The 19,631-nt window shown below is 45.5% G+C and carries 19 protein-coding genes and 1 other annotated feature; all 19 genes read right to left on the minus strand.

What is annotated here, in order from left to right; all coding sequences use genetic code 11:
• Positions 1-350 precede the first annotated feature (350 nt).
• Complete coding sequence (locus WJQ40_RS11740) at positions 351-1,187, minus strand: carbon-nitrogen hydrolase family protein (RefSeq protein ID WP_337540453.1); 837 nt, start codon at positions 1,185-1,187, stop codon at positions 351-353.
• Between the two features lie 33 nt (positions 1,188-1,220).
• A complete protein-coding gene (locus WJQ40_RS11745; RefSeq protein WP_118799390.1) occupies positions 1,221-2,909 on the minus strand; it encodes a carbon starvation protein A in 1,689 nt (562 codons plus the stop codon).
• Positions 2,910-3,064: 155 nt separating this feature from the next.
• Positions 3,065-3,312: a binding site (T-box leader), on the minus strand.
• Positions 3,313-3,399: 87 nt separating this feature from the next.
• Positions 3,400-3,792 (minus strand): CvpA family protein, encoded by a 393-nt coding sequence (locus WJQ40_RS11750; protein WP_337540454.1) that lies wholly within the window; start codon positions 3,790-3,792, stop codon positions 3,400-3,402.
• 18 nt (positions 3,793-3,810) lie between these two features.
• Positions 3,811-5,022: a DUF5711 family protein gene (locus tag WJQ40_RS11755; RefSeq protein ID WP_262573829.1), complete on the minus strand. Its 1,212-nt coding sequence runs from the start codon at positions 5,020-5,022 to the stop codon at positions 3,811-3,813.
• Between the two features lie 20 nt (positions 5,023-5,042).
• Complete coding sequence (locus WJQ40_RS11760; RefSeq protein ID WP_118799393.1) at positions 5,043-5,678, minus strand: hypothetical protein; 636 nt, start codon at positions 5,676-5,678, stop codon at positions 5,043-5,045.
• A gap of 94 nt (positions 5,679-5,772) precedes the next feature.
• Complete coding sequence (locus tag WJQ40_RS11765; RefSeq protein ID WP_337540455.1) at positions 5,773-6,813, minus strand: aldose epimerase family protein; 1,041 nt, start codon at positions 6,811-6,813, stop codon at positions 5,773-5,775.
• A gap of 21 nt (positions 6,814-6,834) precedes the next feature.
• On the minus strand, positions 6,835-7,431 hold the full coding sequence (gene recR / locus WJQ40_RS11770) for a recombination mediator RecR (protein WP_118799395.1): 597 nt from the start codon (positions 7,429-7,431) through the stop codon (positions 6,835-6,837).
• A complete protein-coding gene (locus WJQ40_RS11775; RefSeq protein ID WP_118799396.1) occupies positions 7,431-7,784 on the minus strand; it encodes a YbaB/EbfC family nucleoid-associated protein in 354 nt (117 codons plus the stop codon). Before WJQ40_RS11775 ends, recR begins: the two co-directional genes overlap by 1 nt.
• A 36-nt stretch (positions 7,785-7,820) precedes the next feature.
• Positions 7,821-9,428, minus strand: a complete 1,608-nt coding sequence (gene dnaX, locus WJQ40_RS11780; protein ID WP_337540457.1) for a DNA polymerase III subunit gamma/tau — start codon at positions 9,426-9,428, stop codon at positions 7,821-7,823.
• 32 nt (positions 9,429-9,460) lie between these two features.
• Positions 9,461-10,534, minus strand: coding sequence for an ATP-dependent 6-phosphofructokinase (locus WJQ40_RS11785; protein WP_118799398.1), 1,074 nt, complete (start codon positions 10,532-10,534; stop codon positions 9,461-9,463).
• Positions 10,535-10,595: 61 nt separating this feature from the next.
• Positions 10,596-11,618, minus strand: coding sequence for a glycosyltransferase family 2 protein (locus WJQ40_RS11790; RefSeq protein ID WP_118799399.1), 1,023 nt, complete (start codon positions 11,616-11,618; stop codon positions 10,596-10,598).
• Between the two features lie 54 nt (positions 11,619-11,672).
• Positions 11,673-12,872: a UDP-4-amino-4,6-dideoxy-N-acetyl-beta-L-altrosamine transaminase gene (pseC, locus tag WJQ40_RS11795; protein ID WP_337540460.1), complete on the minus strand. Its 1,200-nt coding sequence runs from the start codon at positions 12,870-12,872 to the stop codon at positions 11,673-11,675.
• A 14-nt stretch (positions 12,873-12,886) separates the two neighbouring features.
• Entirely contained in the window at positions 12,887-14,254 is a 1,368-nt protein-coding gene (locus WJQ40_RS11800) for an ATP-binding protein (protein WP_337540462.1), read from the minus strand.
• A 12-nt stretch (positions 14,255-14,266) separates the two neighbouring features.
• Positions 14,267-14,941 carry a response regulator transcription factor gene (locus WJQ40_RS11805; RefSeq protein WP_118799402.1) on the minus strand — a complete coding sequence of 225 codons (675 nt, stop codon included), beginning with the start codon at positions 14,939-14,941 and terminating at the stop codon, positions 14,267-14,269.
• A 15-nt stretch (positions 14,942-14,956) separates the two neighbouring features.
• Positions 14,957-16,732 (minus strand): Na/Pi cotransporter family protein, encoded by a 1,776-nt coding sequence (locus WJQ40_RS11810; protein ID WP_337404665.1) that lies wholly within the window; start codon positions 16,730-16,732, stop codon positions 14,957-14,959.
• A 113-nt stretch (positions 16,733-16,845) separates the two neighbouring features.
• Entirely contained in the window at positions 16,846-17,508 is a 663-nt protein-coding gene (gene phoU / locus WJQ40_RS11815; RefSeq protein ID WP_262573838.1) for a phosphate signaling complex protein PhoU, read from the minus strand.
• A 29-nt stretch (positions 17,509-17,537) separates the two neighbouring features.
• On the minus strand, positions 17,538-18,302 hold the full coding sequence (pstB, locus tag WJQ40_RS11820) for a phosphate ABC transporter ATP-binding protein PstB (protein ID WP_337540465.1): 765 nt from the start codon (positions 18,300-18,302) through the stop codon (positions 17,538-17,540).
• Between the two features lie 30 nt (positions 18,303-18,332).
• The gene (pstA, locus tag WJQ40_RS11825) at positions 18,333-19,205 is read right to left on the minus strand and encodes a phosphate ABC transporter permease PstA (RefSeq protein WP_337540467.1); all 873 of its coding nucleotides are present in this window, start codon (positions 19,203-19,205) and stop codon (positions 18,333-18,335) included.
• Positions 19,198-19,631: ABC transporter permease subunit (locus WJQ40_RS11830; protein ID WP_337540469.1), on the minus strand; the 434-nt coding region annotated here is incomplete at its 5' end. The genes pstA and WJQ40_RS11830, both read right to left, overlap by 8 nt.

Raw genomic sequence — 19,631 nt, forward strand, 5'->3', positions numbered from 1 at the left:
TCAGACGCAACTCTGATATAATATCATGTGTTTCTGTCTGTGTCAACACCTTTTTGAGATTTTTTATTTTTGTTTTTCTTCTCAGAAAAACCTCCCTTCCGTCACGCCGGATCTCTTACCAGCTCTTTCAGACGGTGGAATTTGATTATAACACTGCACTGGACTTAATGTCAATCCCCAATTTTCTGCAGTCTTGATAGCGTTCTAATAGCGGTTTTAATAGTGTCCGACAAGAAAAGTGAACACCAGCAGTATTTAATATGAATTCTTCTCCCTTGAATGCAAAGAGCTGATGCTTCTGCGAATAAATAATCGCAGAGGTCACCAGCTCTACCAGCGTTTTAAATTACTCAAAGGCAAACTTCATTCTCTATTTTTTCTGAAAGTGCTGTGCCAGTCACTTTCTTATCTGTTAAATGCACATCGATAACCTGGACACATTCTTCTGATTCCCCATATGGAAGGACTGTGATCAAAGATCCGTCACTATCGTAGGCTATTGAATTACCGATCGCTTTCCACCCTGACCAGGAACCCTTTGACACCTGTCCGACATTGCTTACACCAATAACGGGTATCCCAAACATTTTGGAAATCTTTCCATATGGAATATGCCATTCCTTACCATACGGTTCTGTTTCAATATTATAATCCGATTTTACAGCCCATGCACATGGGGACAAGATCATATCTGCACACATCCTGCCAAGATTAATAGCAATAGAAAGACTGTTTAATGAATTATCAGCGCAGATATCAATCCCAATCTTGCCGAGGGGAGTTTCTGTAACGCCAATCCTGTCTCCAATCGCATAGACATCCTCCACTCCGGTCAATACATTTATCTTACGGTGCTTATAAAGGATCTCTCCCCCATCTGAAATAAGAAGTGCTGTATTGTAAATTTTTTCCTGTTCTCTTTCTGTAAGTCCTGCAACAAGAAATACCTTATTCTCAGCAGCAATTTTTTGATAAGCATCACTGACTTTTCCCGGAACTGGTTCAGCAAGTGAACTTGCTTCAGGGTTTCCCCACCCAAGATCCATGCATTCAGGAAGAACGCAGATCTGTGCACCTTTTGCTTTTGCGCTTTTTACAAGCTCCGATGCATGCTGAATGTTTTTATCTGGTTCCGAAAACAGAACATTCATCTGGATCATACCGATTTTTACAATATTATTTGCCATATAAAACTAACATAGCTCCTTCCCATCTTCTTATCAGTTCTCTGCTTTCTTCTTAACAAGCTCTTTTCCTGAATGTACCACAATCGTAACACCAAGTATCATCAGCAGGATCGCTATGATCAGCTGCAGACCCTCTACCAGGAATACTGCACTTCCTGCACTGTATGCCTTTACAAGACCTATTGTACGTTCAACCAACGCAGTAAAGGTTACACAGAGCATGATGATCAGTGGAGGGAACAGAGTTCTGTTCTTTCTTCCGGTTACCTTCAGGAATACGCAGAGTGTGATCAGTACCAATGCACTCAGTAACTGGTTTGCGCTTCCAAACAGTGGCCAGATGTTGGCATATCCGATCTTGGTCAGGATAAACCCACAGGCAAGTGTCAATACTGTTGCAAAATACTTATTGCAAAAAACCTTTCTCCAGCCTTCCGCATGCTCCATATCATCTACACTGAACAGTTCCTGGAATGACATACGTCCGATTCTTGCTACAGAATCAAGGCTTGTCAGTGCCAGTGCGGATACGCACATTGTCATAAAGCACTGTGCAGCATATACAGGAATACCAAACATTTCAAAAAATCCAGCCACACCTGATGAAAAAATCTGGAACGGTGTTCCACTTGCTGCAGTACCATCGGCAGCTGCAGCTGCGCCTGCTACACAGAGAGCAAGAATTGCCAGCAGACTTTCCAGTATCATAGCACCATAGCCAACCTTCAGCATATCCTTTTCATTGGAAATAGTCTTGGAAGAGGTTCCCGAAGAAACCAGACTATGGAATCCGGAAACTGCACCACAGGCAACAGTTACAAACAGGATCGGAAACAGATCTCCCAGTGTATCATTATGAAATCCGGTAAATGCTGGCAGATTCATTTTAGGATGTGCAACCAGCAGACCGATAACTGCTCCAAGGATCATTCCTGCAAACATAAAGGTTGTCATATAATCCCTTGGCTGCATCAAAAGCCACATCGGAAGCACTGCTGCAAGAAAGATATAGGCAAATGTAAGATAACTCCATGTGTCCTTGGTTGCTGTGATCGGGCATGCCATACCAATTGCAAAAGCTGCCACTGTACATATAAGTCCGACTACAACCTGCTTCCAGCCTGTCAGCTTGAACTTCTTCTGGATCAGACCAAATACAACTGCAAATACAATAAACAGCAGAGAAATGCTTCCGGCCGCTCCATTGGTCTTCGCAGCGTCAGAAAGCTGTGATACACCATCCACTACGGTATAGGCATTAAAGGTACCCGCAACCATGTCAGCAAATGCAGCAATAACGATCAGGGTGAATAACCAGCAGAACAGAAGGAACAGCTTACGTCCTGTTTTTCCGATATACTGTTCGATCAGAAGTCCCATGGATTTTCCTTCGTTCTTGACACTTGCATACAGCGCACCAAAATCGGTGACTGCACCAAAGAAAATACCACCAAGGACGATCCAGAGAAACACAGGAACCCACCCAAATACAGCTGCCTGAATAGCACCTGTAACAGGGCCAGCTCCGGCAATGGATGAAAACTGATGGGCAAATACTGTCCAGCCATTTGTGGGTACATAGTCCTGTCCGTCTTCCTTTGTTACGGCAGGAGTTTTGGCATTGGGATCGATCCCCCATGTCTTTGCAAGCCATCTTCCATAGAAAAGATAACCTGCAGCCAGGCATACGCCTGCAACCAGTACAATAACCAGTGTGTTCATAATACTATCTCCTCTTTGATTGAATATAAATATATATGTTCAACACCCGTATTTGGTCATAAACCAAAGCCCGGTGTCTGACATCAAAAGCACGTTGATCTTCAGGAAATCTTTACCGTTTCTTAACAACAAAAAAACTCCGTCTCCTGATTCACTCAGAAGACGAAGAACTGTTCTCCGCGGTACCACTTCAATTGCCAATAAAATTGACCTCTCTTATCATATCCGCACTGCTGCTGAATACGTATCCCTGTAACGGTGGATCTCCGTTTCGGATTACTGGCTGCTTCACCCGAACTGCTCTCAGGGGATAATGCTCTTCCTTCACACACCGTCTCGCACCAACCGCCGGCTCTCTGTCCATGCTTCCCGGAAAGCATCCTGTCCTGCTCTCTGCATTTCATTTCTAAAACTATGGATTATTTTAGTCCCTTTTTCTGAAATGTCAACTGTTTTTTGTTAACTTTTCAGATTGATCTTTTTTATCCTATTATACAGATAAGAATGTCAGACCAAGCTCCTTTACGACCCGCACCAGAAAAGCCGTGATCAGTCCTGCCTCCACCACCCCGAGTACCATCCCAAGCAGCTTGTCAAGCCAACGGATCACCGGCAGACCCGAGATCAGCTTCAGTGAGGTAAACAGTACGTTCATAAGCCGGTATACCAGGCAGACTGCAAACAGGACACAGACGAACTGCACCACCTGACCAATCTTCTGGTCAAAATAACTGTTCAGCGCTCCCATGATCAGGATCACACAGAAACCCGCTGCAACCATGGCGATCAGTGAGATCAGTTCCTTTACCATTCCCTTTTTGACTCCTGCAGCAATCCGCCAGATAAAGATCAGGGCAACTATCACCAGTGAAAAATAATACATCCTCTCCTTCGTCCTTTTCTATTTTAATTCCATCGTATCTACCGAGCCGCTGGTCACTGCCGTATACTTGTAGGCAGAAGAGGTAGGTATCAGCAGGCTTACCGGTTTTTCAAAAGTACCGGTAAACCGGTCCACTCCACTGATATTACAGATACGGCAGTCCATATCATTATAAATGATGATCTGGTCTTTGGAAAATACAATATCTGAATAGTCCATATCGATCAGCAGGGAATGGATCTTGTCACCACCTGTATTATAAACATCCAGCCGGTAGGCAGCTTCTCCGCTCTGATCTCTGTATACCAGTCCTACATAGCTTTCATTGTAATAAATTCCCTGTACCTCTTCATCCAGCAATGCTACAGCCGTAGTATTCGGCTTTTCACTTCCGGAAAAGAATACAATTCTATCATCTGAAACAGCAAATGCATTGCTGCTGCTCATGAACTGTACATAAGGCACTACCGTATCAACATAATCAAAACCGCTCACATAATTATCACTTTCATTTTTTCCCACTTCACCAAAATTAAAGAAAGCAACTGTTGATTTCATTTCACCGCTGTCAACATGGAGATAGGAGATGGCAAGAAGTTTCCCATTTGGTGAAAGAGAGATACTTAGAGGATATCCGCTCTTATCCATAGTAGCCTTGATATCTACAATAGAAGTATCCGTATTTTCATTTCCATTATAAAGAAGGATCCTTGTCACGTCAGAATCATCCAGAACCGCTGCCACTACTCCATTCTCCGACACACAGATCTTCCGGATCGGCAGATTAGTGTTCACAGTTCCAAGCTGCTTGTCCCCACTTACCACATAAATTGTTCTGCCATTATAATCACCGATCGCCGCTACATTTCCACAGATTGTGGTCATGGGATTCTGCATTTCAAAGGTCTGGTTCCAGAGCACATTTCCTTTTTCATCCAGCGAACTGACACCGTCCTTACTGTATAACAGCACCCGTGTCCCAAGTGCCCTTACGCTGGCTCCCTGGACAATCGTCACCGGCGTAGAACCTGTGATCACGCTTTCTGTGAAGACTTTATTCTTCCACTGAAATATAAAAAAGAACAGCACAGCTGCAACCAAAATAACTCCAAGCGCTGCCCTGTAAAATATAGCCAGCTTATGTCCCCTGATCTTTTCTCTGTAACCAGTGGTCTTTTCGGTCTGTTGACGTTTTTCTCTTTCTTTTAAATAGTCCCGAATGTTTGACATATTTTTCTCCAGATATCCTGTTAACCGGCTCCCTGCAATGCCTTTGCCGCCATAAGCGCAAATTCCCGCATGGCAGCATAATCCCCAATCGCAAGAGAGGCTGTTGCCGTCAGCAGAATGAGAACTGCCAGAAGAAAAATCGAAATAAAGCCAGTCCACTTCCCCTGTCTCCTGCTGCTTTCACCTTTCACCCCCAGGTGTTTATCCTCTTTAATGCCTGATCTGTGGTTCCCCGGCATTCTCTGTTTTCTTTTATTGCAGAATATCATATAATCCTGCATGGCTTCATTGTTCTCATAAAAGATAAAAAATCCCGCTTTACCGGAAGAATCCTGAGAAGCCGGATTTTCAAACAGTGTCTGACCGGCATACAGGTTCACGTAGCCGATCAGCTCATATTCTGAAAAGAACATTTCCTGGATCTGCTCCTGGCTCATCCCCTGCTGAAGCTCTGCCGCAATATGGGAAACACCATAAATCAGATAGATATGGCTTTCTTCTTTCTGCAATGCATATCCATACAGTGCAGCTCTGACAGGAAGCAGAGATTCCTCTTTTCTGCAGTTTTCCAAAAAAGAACAGGCATAATCTTCTATATAGATCCGATCCTTTCCGGAAGCATTTCCGATCTGCCTTACTATCCAAGGTAAGCGCATAGTCCCTCCATGATATCTATTTTTCTTCATCATATCGGAAAATCTATGCGCTTTCTGTCATAGCCTGTCCGGCTTTTTCTTTATTGTTCGACTTTCAGGCAAAACGATAAATAGTTACTGTATCATATGCCCTGTCAGGTCCAAATACTGCAGACGGAAATCCCGGTTCATTGGCAGTGTCCGGATAATACTGGGTTTCAAGCGCAAGTCCGCTTCTTTCTTCATACACTGCCCCATTCTTTCCTGTCGTTCTGCTAATACAGTTTCCTGCATAGAACTGCACACCGGGCAGATCAGTCAGTACTGTCATGACCCTGCCAGAGGTTTCCTCTGTCACTCTTGCGGCCTCCCGTAAGGTGCCATAGTCACCATCTATTACAAAATTATGGTCAAAGCCCTTGCATAGCTTTAACTGTTCACAGTCTTCATTAATGTCCCTTCCGATCTCCTTCTCTGTCGTAAAATCAAATGGTGTCCCTTTTACAGAAGCAATCTCTCCTGTAGGGATCGCACCCGGCAGTACCGGTGTATAATTTGCTGCATGAAGTAACAGCCTATGTCCTTCAATTCTACCCGCATCATGTCCTGCAAGGTTAAAGTAAGAATGATTTGTCATATTCAGGATCGTATTTCTGTCACTTTCCCCGTGATAATGGATCTGAAGTTCATTTTCTTCGGTTACAGTATAGGTAACTGAAACCCTCTTGTTTCCTGGAAATCCCATGGAACCGTCTGCATCCTCCAGTGTAAATTTCACACCATTTCCTTCAATCTGTGCATCCCATATCCTCTTGTGATAACCAAGCTCTGCATCACTGTGAAGATTATTTTCCCCATCATTCCTTGCAAGCTCATATTTCTTTCCCTCCAGCACAAAGCTGGCATTCGCAATTCTGTTGGCATTTGGTCCGATGGTCGCACCAAAACAGCTTCCGTTTTCAAAATAAGGCTCAAGTGTATCATAACCAAGAACCACATCTGCAGTCTGTCCATTCTTATCCGGAACCAAAAGGTCTACGAGAATCGCACCATAATTAATGACACCTGCCTCCATGCCCTTTCCATTGCTGATAAAAAATCTTGTGATCTCCCGGCCGTCTTTCATTTTGCCAAATGCTTCTGTTCTTACTGCCATTTTCTGATAACTCCTCTCCTGTTATAGTTCTGTTCTTCCCTCCAGTGCCCGCAGCAGGGTAACTTCATCAATATATTCAAGGTCACCCCCTACCGGCACACCGCTGGCAATCCTTGTCACTTTAATTCCTGTAGGCTTAATGAGCTTCCCGATATACATGGCTGTAGTCTCGCCCTCCAGACTTGAGTTGGTGGCAATGATCACTTCCTGCACATCTCCTTTCAGTCTCTCGATCAGTTCCTTCAGTTTGATATCTGACGGTCCGATCCCGAGCATGGGAGATATTGCCCCATGGAGCACATGATATACCCCTTCATATTTACCTGTTTTCTCATAGGCAGCAAGATCCCTGGTATTTTCTACCACCATGATCGTGCTGTGATCTCTTTTTTCATTTCTGCAGATTGGGCAGAGCTCATCATCCGTCAGAGTATAACATTCCTTGCAATAGCGGACATGCTCCTTGGCATCCAGGATCGTCTTTGACAGTCTGGCCACCTTGTCCTTTGGCATATTGATCAGATGAAATGCCAGACGCTGTGCAGACTTGTTTCCGATTCCCGGAAGAGCTGCCAGCTCATCGATTAATTTGTTAATATATCCGCTATAAAGATCCATTAGAACGGAAGTCCTCCTCCGAGGCTGAGTCCTCCTGTCATCTTGTTCATCAGCTCTGCATTTGCTTCATCTGCCATACGGAGTGCTTCATTCGTTGCTGCCATAACAAGATCCTCCAGCATCTCAATATCATCCGGATCCACTACTTCTTCAGACAGCTTGACCTTTGTGATCTCTTTCTTCCCGGTCACTGTCACTTCAACAGCTCCGCCACCGGCCTTGGCTGTAAATTCCTTTGTCTCCATTGCTTTCTGGTTTTCTTCCATCTGACGCTGCATTCTCTGCGCCTGCTTCATCAGATTGTTCATATTTCCGGGCATTCCACCACCGGGAAATCCTCCACGTTTTGCCATAATTTATTTTCCTTTCTCAACATAAAACTTTTCTTTTTAAAATTCTTCTTCCAGAGGATCCTCCTCCGGTTCTTCCTCTTCTTCAATCTCGATCTGAATATTATCAGAGATCAGTCTGGTCAGATTCGGGAATACAGCCTCCGGATTTCTGCCAGCCTGTGCATTTTTAATAACAACCTCCACAGCCTTACCTGCATAACCGGAAAGGTGCTTCTCCAGCTCTTCCTTGTGACCTTCCTGCCTGAAATAATCAAACGGAAGTCCGTCACCGAGAACAACCATAAGCTTCCCATCCTCCGAGAGGCTGGGATATGCCCCTTTCAGGTAGGTTTTCATAGGATTTGGCAGTTCTGAAATAGCCACAGACCATTTACCTGCCACCATCCTGATATCCTCCGGGACTGCTTCTGGAAGGGGTGCCTGCGGCTCTGGCTGAGCCGTACTCTGCTGTGGGCTGCTGCCGCCTTTCGCCGGGATCGTCTGTACAATACCCTTTTCCAGCTTTTCCTCCAGATCCCGGATCCTCTCTGACAAAGATGATGTATCCACTTCCATCTGGGGTCTGCACAGCTTGATCAGTGCAATCTCGATCAGTACACGCTTCTGTGCTGCATACCGGATCTGTCCTGAAAGATCGGAAAGCACACGGATATACCGCATGATCCTGTCATAGTCAGTAAGCTCTGCTTCCTCTTTCAGATGGTTCAGATTATCTGTTGACATATCTATGATATCTTCGATCCCATCTGCTGTTTTAAGAAGCAGCAGGTTTCTCAGATACCAGGTAAAATCGGTTACAAACTGGGTCAGTTCCCTTCCCTGTACCACCATCTCCTCCAGGATGGCAAGTGTCCTGCTTACATCCTCCTCAAGGACAGCACGGAGCAGCCTGCTGAACACCTCCGTGTCCACAGCTCCAAGGACATCCAGCACCTTATCATACGTCAGTTCCTGTCCGAAATGAAAGGCAATACACTGGTCAAGAAGGCTTAGGGCATCCCGCATGGAGCCGTCCGCTGTCTTGGCGATATAGCGGATCGCCTTGTCCTCTATGGGAACCTTCTCAATCCCTGTCAGTTCCCGTATCCTGTCCGCGATCGTATCGATCGTGATCCTTCTGAAATCATACCGCTGGCACCTTGAAAGGATCGTGATCGGTATCTTATGTACCTCTGTCGTAGCCAGAATAAAAATAACATAAGACGGTGGTTCCTCCAGTGTTTTCAGAAGAGCATTAAACGCTCCTATGGAAAGCATATGAACCTCGTCTATGATATAAACCTTATATTTTCCTGCCGCTGGAGAATAGGCAACCTCTTCCACGATCTCCCTGATATTGTCCACACCATTATTGGATGCAGCATCAATCTCGATCACATTCATGGATGCTCCCGCGGCAATGGCCTTACAGGTCTCACATTCTCCGCATGGACTTCCATCCACCGGGTGCTCACAGTTCACCGCCTTGGCAAAGATCTTGGCAATAGTGGTCTTACCTGTTCCTCTTGTTCCGCAGAACAGGTAGGCATGACCGATCCTGTCAGCCCTGATCTGGTTTTTCAGGGTCGTTACTATATGCTCCTGTCCCTTTACATCTTCAAATACTGTGGGACGAAATTTTCTGTAAAGAGCTGTATATGACATTCTGATATTTCCTTCCGGAAGCGTTCCTTCTCTTAATCTCCGAAGCTGATACCAAGAAGCTTGGCCTCCTTGACAATATCAGAATCCGGAGAAACCATTTTCAGCTTTCCTGCCACATCAGCAAGCGGAACCTTCACAATTTCTCTGTTCTTATATCCAACCATAAATCCGTACTCACCCTTCAGGATCAGTTCTCCTGCTTCTGCACCGAGACGGCTCGCAAATACTCTGTCATAAGGGCAGGGACTTCCGCCTCTCTGGGTATGTCCTGGTACTGTCACACGTACCTCTCCACCTGTCCTCTTCTGGATCTCATCTGCCAGCTCATAGGAAACGGAAGGATATTTATAACTCTTCATTTTTTCTTTGTATTCTTTTTTGGACAGCTTCGCATCCTCCTTGGAAATGGCTCCCTCAGCCACTGCCAGAATCGTAAAACGGCTGCCATCCTGGTTTCTCTTTTCGATTGCTTCTATAACCCTGTTAATATCATAGGGAATCTCCGGGATCAGGATAATATCTGCGCCGCCCGCCATACCGGCATTCAATGTCAGGAACCCTACCTTGTGTCCCATAACCTCCACAATAAAGGTCCGCCCATGGGAAGATGCTGTCGTATGGATACAGTCAATAGCTTCTGTGGCAATATTGACAGCACTCTGGAAGCCAAAGGTCATATCTGTTCCCCAAAGGTCATTGTCGATCGTCTTCGGAAGTGTGATCACATTGAGTCCCTCTTCCCTAAGAAGGTTCGCTGTCTTATGGGTGCCGTTTCCTCCAAGGATAACCAGACAGTCAAGACGCAGCTTATAGTAATTCTGCTTCATGGCTTCTACCTTGTCAACACCGTTCTCATCAGGCTCCCTGATGGTCTTGAACGGAACTCTTGAGCTGCCGAGAATCGTTCCTCCCTTAGTAAGGATACCGGAAAAATCATGTCCGGCAAGCATACGGAAGTTCCCATAGATCAGTCCCTTATAGCCATCCAGGAAGCCATAAATTTCCACATCTTCATTACTGTTTACGAGGCACTTTACCACACCCCTCATTGCTGCGTTCAGTGCCTGACAGTCACCGCCGCTCGTTAACATACCGATTCTCTTCATTTGAAAGCCCTTCCTTTCTTTTGGAAAAATACCTTTTAAGTATACCCCATTTACAGCATATCTACAACCGCTTTCTCAGATTCCTGTAGGTCCACAGCAGCCTGTAATACAGCATAAACAACAGGGTGGATCTGCTCTGCAGACGGATCAGCTTTCTTTCCTCTGCATGAACTCTCTCCCCATAATATTTATTTTCCATAAACCCGGGAAACGTCTCTTTCATCTCCCTGTAAAGTGCTTTCACAAATCCATATTCCTTTTTCTTCACACCAGCCATATAGGAAAACAGGGTATTTACATAAAACAGGGTGGTAAAGCTGCTTTCGATCTCCGGATAATACTGTTCCAGATAGTCAAATTCCCTGGCCTCCCTGACCATCACTCTTGCTGCTTCCATGCGGTCCTCGCACCGGCTTTTTGTAATCGTATGCACCGTAGAGCTGTCATGCTGATAATAGTAATACATGGGCTCCTGGATATATTCAAAATGCTTCGCTCTCAGCATCCAGGAATTACTGATGGCGTTATCCTCATAGAAAATATGCTCGGGAAAACGGTTGGGATAATCCAGGATGATATGCCTCCTGTAAATCTTCACCACAAGACTGCCGCTGTCCAGAATCAGGGATCGGTATTTTTCCTCATTCAGGATCCCCGCCTGTGAAGGCTTGTTATTGTGTACGATCTGGCCGATCTGCATGCTGTGCTCTCCGGTCAGATGATAATCACACCCAACCATATCCGCACCGGTTTCTTCTGCCTTCTTCAGCAGCTTCTCATAATAATCATCACAGACCCAGTCATCGCTGTCGATAAATCCGATCCATTCGCCCTGCGCTTTCGCAAGCCCCAGGTTCTTGGCTCCGCCCTGTCTTCGGTTTTCCGGTGAGGCGATCACCTTCACCTTCTCTGGATATTTTCTTTCATAGCTTCTAAGGATCTCCAATGATCTGTCCGTCGAACAGTCATCTACTGCTATGATCTCATAGTCCTCTATGGTCTGGTTCACCAGACTGTTCATACAGAAGGAAAGCTTATCGCCCTCTGCCATATTATATACCGGTACAATCACACTGAGTAACATATCCTCTTGTCTCCGCCCTTATACTGTCTGCCTTTTCGTGTCTCTTACAGCTTCTTAAGCCTTAAAATACTCTGCAATTCTGGTAACTGCCCGGATCACATCCTCTACATCCTGATCAGTCATGGCATAGTAAAGAGGAAGGCTGATCTCTTCTGCATAGAGCTTCTCTGCTTTTGGGCAAAGTCCCCTTTTGTAGCCAAGCTTTTCATAGTAAGGGAAATAATAGGTAGGAATATAATGCACATTACAACAGATATTTTCTGCTGCCAGGGCCTCAAAAAACTGCTTTCTGTCAATCGTCAGCTTCTCTGGGCGGATCCGCAGGATATACAGATGCCTTGTGGTATCAGATTCCGGAATCTCCTGCTGTACAAAAAGCTGCGGCAGCCTGGAAAAAGCCTCATTATAAGCCTTCACAATTGCCTTTCTTCTCTCCATGAATCTCGGAAGCTTATTGAGCTGGCTGATGATCAGCGCCGCCTGCATATCCGTCATGCGATAGTTCATCCCAAGTGCGATCTGTTCGTAATACCAGGGGCCATCCGGCTCATGCTCCATGAGCTTCGGATCTCTGGTAATGCCATGGGCACGATATAATAAAAGCTTCTCATAATATTCTTTACTGTTGGTAAGGACTGCACCGCCTTCGCCTCCTGTTACAGTCTTTACCGGATGAAAGCTCATGGTCGTCATGTCAGCAATGGATCCGTTCATCCTGCCCTTATAGCTGGTGCCGATCACATGGGCGCCATCCTCGATAAGTACCAGATTATGTTCTCTGCAGTGGGCAAGCAATCTGTCCAGTTCCACTGACTGACCTGTAAAGTCAACTGCTACTACGGCCTTTGTTCTCTCTGTTGTCAGCTTCTCCACATGTGCCGGATCTATGTTATAGGTATTTTCATTGATATCTGCAAAGACAGGCTTTGCCCCGCAGTACAGTGCACAGTTTGCAGAGGCGGCAAAGGTAATCGGTGTAGTGATCACTTCATCTCCCGGCATAACTCCGGCTGCCAGACAGGCAATATGAAGTGCCGCTGTCCCATTGCTGCATACAACTGCATATTTTGCCCCCGTTACTTCACACAGCTTTTCTTCCAGTTCCCCGATCTTGGGACCACAGGTCAGATAATCACTTTTCAGCACATCTACAACTGCCTGGATATCATCCTCATCAATAAACTGGTGTCCATAAAATATTTTTGTACTGCGGACAGGTTCCCCTCCGCAGATTGCCGGTTTCTCCATATTCATTGCCTCCTGTTATTCTATGACGTCTGCCGGAACCTGGCCTCCCTGATCGCAGGAAATGTTACTGTGATCTCTGTCCCTTCTCCCGGCTCACTCTTTAGTGCAATTTCCGCATTTAATTTTAACAGAATATGCTTGACGATTGCAAGTCCAAGACCCGTTCCCCCTGTGGATTTGCTTCTACTTTTATCCACCCGGTAAAAACGCTCGAAGATCCGTTCCTGATGTTCCCTCGGAATACCAATACCGGTATCCTTCACCGTCAGTACTGCCAGATCCAGGCGGTCTTCCACGATCACACTGACGCTTCCCTTTTCCTTATTGTACCTGATTGCATTATCACACAGGTTGTAAAGCACCTCATCCACCATCTGATGATTAGCTGATATCACTACATTCACGCCACTCACCGTAAGGGTAACACCATGCTTCTCTGCATTCAGCTGCAGCATATCAACACAGTTTTTTGCACATTCATAAAGATTGACAGGTTCCATAGTCTCCTGATTTTCTGAATCATCCAGCTCTGACAGACGTATCACGTCATTGATCAGTACCAGGAGTCTTCCTGCATTTTTGTGGATCTCACCACAAAACCGACGCACCTCCCCCTCTTCTGCGACCATGCCGTTTTCCACAAGCTCTGCATAACCGGAGATCGCTGTCAGTGGTGTCTTCAGTTCATGGGAAACATTGGCTGTAAATTCCTGCCTGAGCCTTGCATTTTCCAGCACGTCATCCTGCTGTCTCTGAATAGCCTCAATGAAGGGCTTCATTTCTTCATAAGAAGAAACCTCTCCTGTCTCCCCGCCGCTCTCTGCGATCTGCCGTATAGGACGGATGATCCCTTCTGCCAAGTAATACGAAACTATCCCACATACAACCAGCAGCGCTGCTACGATCAGTAGAAGATACGGCACTGCATATTCCATTACCTTGTAAATACTGTCAGCTTCCCTGGCAACCCGCAGGACAATCCCATCCTTCAGAAGCATGGCATAATAGTAGGTATTTTCATCCAGTGTGGCAGATCTTCGGATCTCAAAGCCACTTCCATCTGTAAGAGCTTCCTGTACTTCCGGCCTGCTCTTATGATTCGAAAGACCGTCCGCACGCACCTGGGAATCGTACAGCACATCTCCTTCATGGTCTATCACAGTAATACGGATATCCTGTGCACCATTTTCTCCTGTCAGAGGTGCAAGTGACTTCTCAATATCCTCAGTGCCCTCCAGCAGTCCTGCTGCCATCTGTGCATAGTGTCTGCTATCCTCCAGCACCTGCTTTTTCAGCAGATTATAATAAACAGCTACCGTAAGCAAAAGGGTAACCACAATTGCCAGAGTAGCTGTTGCAAATAGTCTGTTATATATTTTTCTCTTCATAGGTATATTCCTTTATGCACTGAAAATATAGCCAACGTTCCGCACTGTCTTGATCAGACTTCCGGTCTCTCCAAGCTTCTGCCTCAGTGTTTTGATATGCATATCAAGGGTTCTTGATTCTCCCTCAAAATTAGTACCCCATACCTTTTCCAGGATCTCCTCACGGGATGTCACAATACCCGCATTCGTCATAAGGAGTTTCAAAAGCTCATATTCCTTAAAGGTAAGCTCGCAGTCTGCCCCTGCCGCTGTAACCTTGTGCTTTTCATCGTCCATACGGACTGTTCCTATTTCAAGCACTCTGCTGTTCTGCTCTCTGCTTGTCCTTCTCAGAAGAGCCTTCACCCTTGAGATCAGCTCCATAATCCCAAAAGGCTTTGTCAGGTAATCATCCGCACCGATATCCAGTCCCTTTACCTTGTCGATTTCTGTCGTTCTGGCTGTCACCAAGATAATGGGAAGCTCTCTTCCCCTTTTATCCTGACGCAGTTCCCTGACAATATCAAGACCATCTGCATCCGGAAGCATCAGATCAAGGAGCAGCAGATCCGGCTGCCTTTCTTCAAATGCCTTTCGAAATTCTCCTGCAGTTTCAAACTCCTGTACTTCATATCCGGAATTTTTCAGGGCGATCACCTCGATCTCCCTGATATTCTTATCATCCTCAACAATATATACAAATGCCATAACAGTCCCGCCTTTCTATGGCAGCTGATAACGTTCCTTCAAATGCTTTACCTCTGTCGTGAAGGCAACATTATCCTTACTGGAAATTGCCTCCTGATATTCATGTGCTTCAAAGTTTTCCTCATTGAGCTGTAACAGGGACAATGCAATATTAGAGCAGTGATCTGATACCCTTTCATAATTAGTTACAATATCTGAAAGGATAAATCCCATTTCAATCGTACATTTCCCCTTGCGGAGACGTTTCATATGTCTTTTCTTTACTTCTACACTGAGATAATCGATCACTTCTTCCATTGGCTCGATCATGGCAGCCAGCTTCAGATCTTCCTCCTGGAACACCAGAACAGAGGTGTTGATGATATCCTTGATCGCACCGGTATAAATATCCAGTTCCTCTCTTGCTTTCCTGGAAAAATCCAGTTCCTTGGCATGCATTTCCTTCGCTGCTTCCATGATATTGATCGCATGATCCGAAATACGTTCAAAATCACCAATACTGTGAAGCAGTACGGATAAATGCTGACTGTCTTTTTCAGTCAGGTGACGGCTTGACAGCTTGACAAGATAAGCACCGATCTCATCTTCATAATGATCTACGATATTTTCAAGCTCCACCACTCTGTCTGCGGAGGCTTTATCAAACTTGTCCAGCATCTGGATTGCCAGGAACAGTGCTTCCCTGGAATAATCTGCCATGTCCACAGCCACATTCTTGCACTGCTCAAGCGCAAAGCCGGGTGTTGACAGGAAGCGGGTATCCAAGAGCTGGATTTCTTTTCTGGATTTTTCGGCTTCCTTCTCTCTCTCCTCTTCCGTTTCTGGAATCGTCAGATAAGCCAGCTTTTCAAGGATCCAGGAAACCGGGAAAATAATAATGACTGCTGCCACATTGAATGCAGTATGGATCACAGCAACACCAAGGGCGCTCGCTGCCTCTTCCAGAAACGCAAAGTGGATAAAAGCATTCAGTGCATAAAAAACAGCCATAAATGCTACTGTCTTTATGATATTGTAGTACAGATGGATCAGGGCTGCCCGCTTGGCATTCTTGCTGGCACCCGCACTGGAGATCAGTGCTGTCACACAGGTTCCTACATTCTGTCCCATGATAATGGGGATCGCCGTAGCATAACTTACTACGCCCGTTGCACACAGCGCCTGCAGGATACCAATAGATGCGGATGAAGACTGGATAACTGCTGTCAGAATCAGACCCACCAGCATACCCAGTACCGGATTGGAAAACATAAGCAGAATATGTGAAAATTCCGGCTGCTCTGCCAGAGGCTCAACAGCCGTAGACATCGTGTCCATACCAAACATCAGTACCGCAAACCCGATCAGGATCGTACCAATATTTTTCTGTCTTTCCTTCTTGCCCATGCTGATCAGACATACACCAATAATTGCCAGGATCGGCGAAAAGGAAGTAGGCTTCAGAAGCTGCAGGAAAAATCCGGATCCGTTTACATCTGTAAGGCTCAGGATCCAGGCTGTTACTGTTGTTCCTACGTTGGCACCAAGAATAACTCCCACAGCCTGTGAGAGTTTCATAATACCGGAATTGACAAATCCGACTACCATGACAGTTGTTGCAGAAGATGACTGGATCACTGCAGTCACACCTGCGCCCAGAAGCACAGCCATCAGCTTGTTGCTCGTCAGCTTCTCAAGAATGTGCTCCAGTTTACCACCGGACGCCTTCTTCAGTCCATCACCAAGAACCTCCATTCCATACAGGAACAGAGCCAGGCCTCCGATCATCGACAGTAACGAAAAAATATCCATGTTATCCCTCCGGGTCATACGTAGAAATCTCGCTTTGATTCCCATTCTACACTATTTATTCCCATTTGGATATAAAAATTTTCATTCTGCCGTTTTTCCTGGACTTATCTTTCTTACAAAAGCCTCATATCACTGATATTTCCAGTCTCCTTGAAGATCTCCCATTCACAGATATTAACGGCATGATCTCCGATCTTTTCCAGATATTTGGCTATCATCAAAATGTCAACGCTCTCATCTGCATCCCTGGTTTCCTTTTTCAGTGACTCGATGACATCATTCTTAACAGCATTAAAAAGCTCGTCTACAACATCATCTTTCTGAATGACTTCCTGCGCTTCCTCTTTATTTCTGCCGGTAAAAGCATCCACCGCCATCCGAAGCATATCTCTCGTTTCCCCGATCATCGGATTTAAGTGGACAGAATACGCTGACAGCTCCTTCATATCCATCCGGATGAGCAGCTCTGCAATATCTGCCACATGATCTCCTACTCTCTCAATATCGGTAACCACCTTCAGGCTTGCTGTAACTGCCCGCAGGTCACTGACAATCGGCTGCTGCTTCGTGATCAGGAACAGACATTCTGATTCAATTTCTCTCTGCCTTCTGTTGATATCCTTATCCACTGCCACGATTTTTTCTATGGCAGCCTTTTCCTTTTTTTCATAGGCCTCGAACAGAGTTTCATAGTTTTTCTCAACTCTGGTCGCCATATCAGCTACATTTTCCTTTAACTGGTTTAATTCATTGATAAATGTTGTTCTGGGTGACATGTTATTCTCCTTCTGTCTCTCCTGGTATATCAGCCAAACCGTCCGGTAATATAATCCTCAGTCCTCTTATCCCCGGGTCTTGAAAAGATGTTATCTGTTGTATCAAATTCGATCACTTCTCCCACCAGGAAAAATGCGGTATAGTCAGAAACCCGGGCTGCCTGCTGCATGTTATGGGTAACGACCACGACTGTATAATCCTTCTTCAGCTCTTCCATCAGCTCCTCAACCTTAAGAGTTGAGATCGGATCCAGTGCCGAGGTCGGCTCATCCATCAAAAGGATCTCCGGTTCTACTGCCAGTGCCCTTGCAATACAAAGTCTCTGCTGCTGTCCGCCCGAAAGACCAAGCGCAGACTTTTTCAGACGGTCTTTTACCTCATCAAAGATAGCAGCACCTCTGAGTGATCTCTCTACGATCTCATCCAGCGCGGCTTTATTTTTGATCCCGTGGATCTTTGGTCCATAAGCAATATTGTCATAAATGCTCATAGGAAATGGATTGGGCTGCTGAAACACCATTCCCATCTTTTTCCGAAGCAGCGTGGTATCTACCTTTGGATCATAAATATCCTCGCCGTCCAGGTAAACCTTTCCCTCTATCCTGACACAATCTACCAGATCGTTCATCCTGTTCAGTGTTTTCAGAAAGGTGGATTTTCCACACCCGGAGGGTCCGACGAATGCCGTAATAGCCCCTTCCCGGATCTTCATGTTGATGTCTTTCAGCGCATGATTCTCTCCATAATAGAGATTTAAGTTTTCGGTGATAATTTTATTCTGGTTTTCGTTCATTATGATACCCTTATCTTTCTTTTTCCTGCTTTATTCAGCTCTGGTTACATCCAGCTTTCTGGAAAGAACCTTAGTCAGCCAGTTGATCACAAGTACGATCACAAGAAGAACTGTTGCAATACCAAAAGCGGTAGCATATTCGGCCTTAGCCATACTTAAATACAGCTGGATCGTTAAGGTGCCTCCTGATTCCAGTATCTTTTTCAGGAAACCGATCCCTGATTTCGGAAGCAGATAACCACTACCTGCTGTAAACAGAAGCGCCGCCGATTCTCCAACGATCCTTCCGATCGCGAGGATCACACCTGTAATAATACCCGGCATGGCTGAGGGAAGGAGTACTGTGCTGATCATATACCATTTCGTTGCCCCCATTCCAAGGGCACCGCTCCGGTAGCTGTCCGGTACCGTTTTTAACGCTTCCTGCGTATTCCTTGTGATCAGCGGCAATACCATAAGCGTCAGCGTAAGAGAGCCTGTCAGAATGGAGTAGCCAAGTCCGAGTCCGGTTCCAAAAAACATCATACCAAACATACCAAAAATAATAGATGGAATACCGGAAAGTGTTTCTGTTGTAAACTCGATCGCCCTTACCAGCTTTCCGGGCTTTGCATATTCATTCAGATAAATAGCAGATCCGATTCCCACCGGTGTTGCTATGAGAAGGGTGATCACTATAATATACAGGGTATTCACTATATTTCCCGCAATACCTACAGTTTTGTTCAAGGTACTCGTTACCGTTGTCAGAAACTGCAGATTCACACTCCGGATTCCCTTTACAAACACATAAGCAATGATTCCAGCCAAAAGGATTACAGAAAAAGCAGCAGAAAGATTGATCAGACCACTTACAAATACATCTGATGTCCTTTTCCTTCTGTTCATGATACTGTCATGCATCTTCCCTTTCCCCTTTCTTCAGGATACTGTTCAACATAATATTGATGATCATAATAAATACAAACAATACAAGTCCGATCGTAAAAAGCACCTGTCTGTGAAGTCCGGATGCATATCCCATTTCTGCTACGATCGCCGTTGTCAGGAATCTGACGGAGTTGAAGGGGAGTGGCATGTTCACACTGCTTCCCGAAACCAGTGTGATCGCCATAGCTTCACCGATCGCTCTTCCAACACCAAGAACGACTGCTGTGATGATACCTGATTTTGCTGCAGGAAGGATCACTTTAAAGATTGTCTGTATATGGGATGCCCCAAGTGCCAGTGACGCTGATTTCAGGGAAGGATGCACTGCCCGGATCGCTGACTCACTGATGTAGGACGGATTTTGCGGACATTCAAAATAAAAAAGAATGTGGAGGTAAC

This window comes from Suilimivivens sp. (assembly GCF_037359455.1).
Lineage (GTDB): Bacteria > Bacillota > Clostridia > Lachnospirales > Lachnospiraceae > Suilimivivens > Suilimivivens aceti.

Excerpts from the sequence above, each read along its gene's own strand:
- dnaX (WP_337540457.1), bottom strand. The coding sequence starts at position 9,428 with ATGTCATATACAGCTCTTTACAGAAAATTTCGTCCCACAGTATTTGAA.
- WJQ40_RS11775 (WP_118799396.1), bottom strand. The coding sequence starts at position 7,784 with ATGGCAAAACGTGGAGGATTTCCCGGTGGTGGAATGCCCGGAAATATG.
- WJQ40_RS11740 (WP_337540453.1), bottom strand. The coding sequence starts at position 1,187 with ATGGCAAATAATATTGTAAAAATCGGTATGATCCAGATGAATGTTCTG.
- WJQ40_RS11790 (WP_118799399.1), bottom strand. The coding sequence starts at position 11,618 with ATGTTACTCAGTGTGATTGTACCGGTATATAATATGGCAGAGGGCGAT.
- WJQ40_RS11785 (WP_118799398.1), bottom strand. The coding sequence starts at position 10,534 with ATGAAGAGAATCGGTATGTTAACGAGCGGCGGTGACTGTCAGGCACTG.
- WJQ40_RS11760 (WP_118799393.1), bottom strand. The coding sequence starts at position 5,678 with ATGCGCTTACCTTGGATAGTAAGGCAGATCGGAAATGCTTCCGGAAAG.
- pseC (WP_337540460.1), bottom strand. The coding sequence starts at position 12,872 with ATGAATATGGAGAAACCGGCAATCTGCGGAGGGGAACCTGTCCGCAGT.
- recR (WP_118799395.1), bottom strand. The coding sequence starts at position 7,431 with ATGGATCTTTATAGCGGATATATTAACAAATTAATCGATGAGCTGGCA.
- phoU (WP_262573838.1), bottom strand. The coding sequence starts at position 17,508 with ATGTCACCCAGAACAACATTTATCAATGAATTAAACCAGTTAAAGGAA.
- WJQ40_RS11800 (WP_337540462.1), bottom strand. The coding sequence starts at position 14,254 with ATGAAGAGAAAAATATATAACAGACTATTTGCAACAGCTACTCTGGCA.
- WJQ40_RS11805 (WP_118799402.1), bottom strand. The coding sequence starts at position 14,941 with ATGGCATTTGTATATATTGTTGAGGATGATAAGAATATCAGGGAGATC.
- WJQ40_RS11765 (WP_337540455.1), bottom strand. The coding sequence starts at position 6,813 with ATGGCAGTAAGAACAGAAGCATTTGGCAAAATGAAAGACGGCCGGGAG.
- WJQ40_RS11750 (WP_337540454.1), bottom strand. The coding sequence starts at position 3,792 with ATGTATTATTTTTCACTGGTGATAGTTGCCCTGATCTTTATCTGGCGG.
- pstB (WP_337540465.1), bottom strand. The coding sequence starts at position 18,302 with ATGAACGAAAACCAGAATAAAATTATCACCGAAAACTTAAATCTCTAT.
- WJQ40_RS11755 (WP_262573829.1), bottom strand. The coding sequence starts at position 5,022 with ATGTCAAACATTCGGGACTATTTAAAAGAAAGAGAAAAACGTCAACAG.
- WJQ40_RS11745 (WP_118799390.1), bottom strand. The coding sequence starts at position 2,909 with ATGAACACACTGGTTATTGTACTGGTTGCAGGCGTATGCCTGGCTGCA.
- WJQ40_RS11810 (WP_337404665.1), bottom strand. The coding sequence starts at position 16,732 with ATGGATATTTTTTCGTTACTGTCGATGATCGGAGGCCTGGCTCTGTTC.
- pstA (WP_337540467.1), bottom strand. The coding sequence starts at position 19,205 with ATGCATGACAGTATCATGAACAGAAGGAAAAGGACATCAGATGTATTT.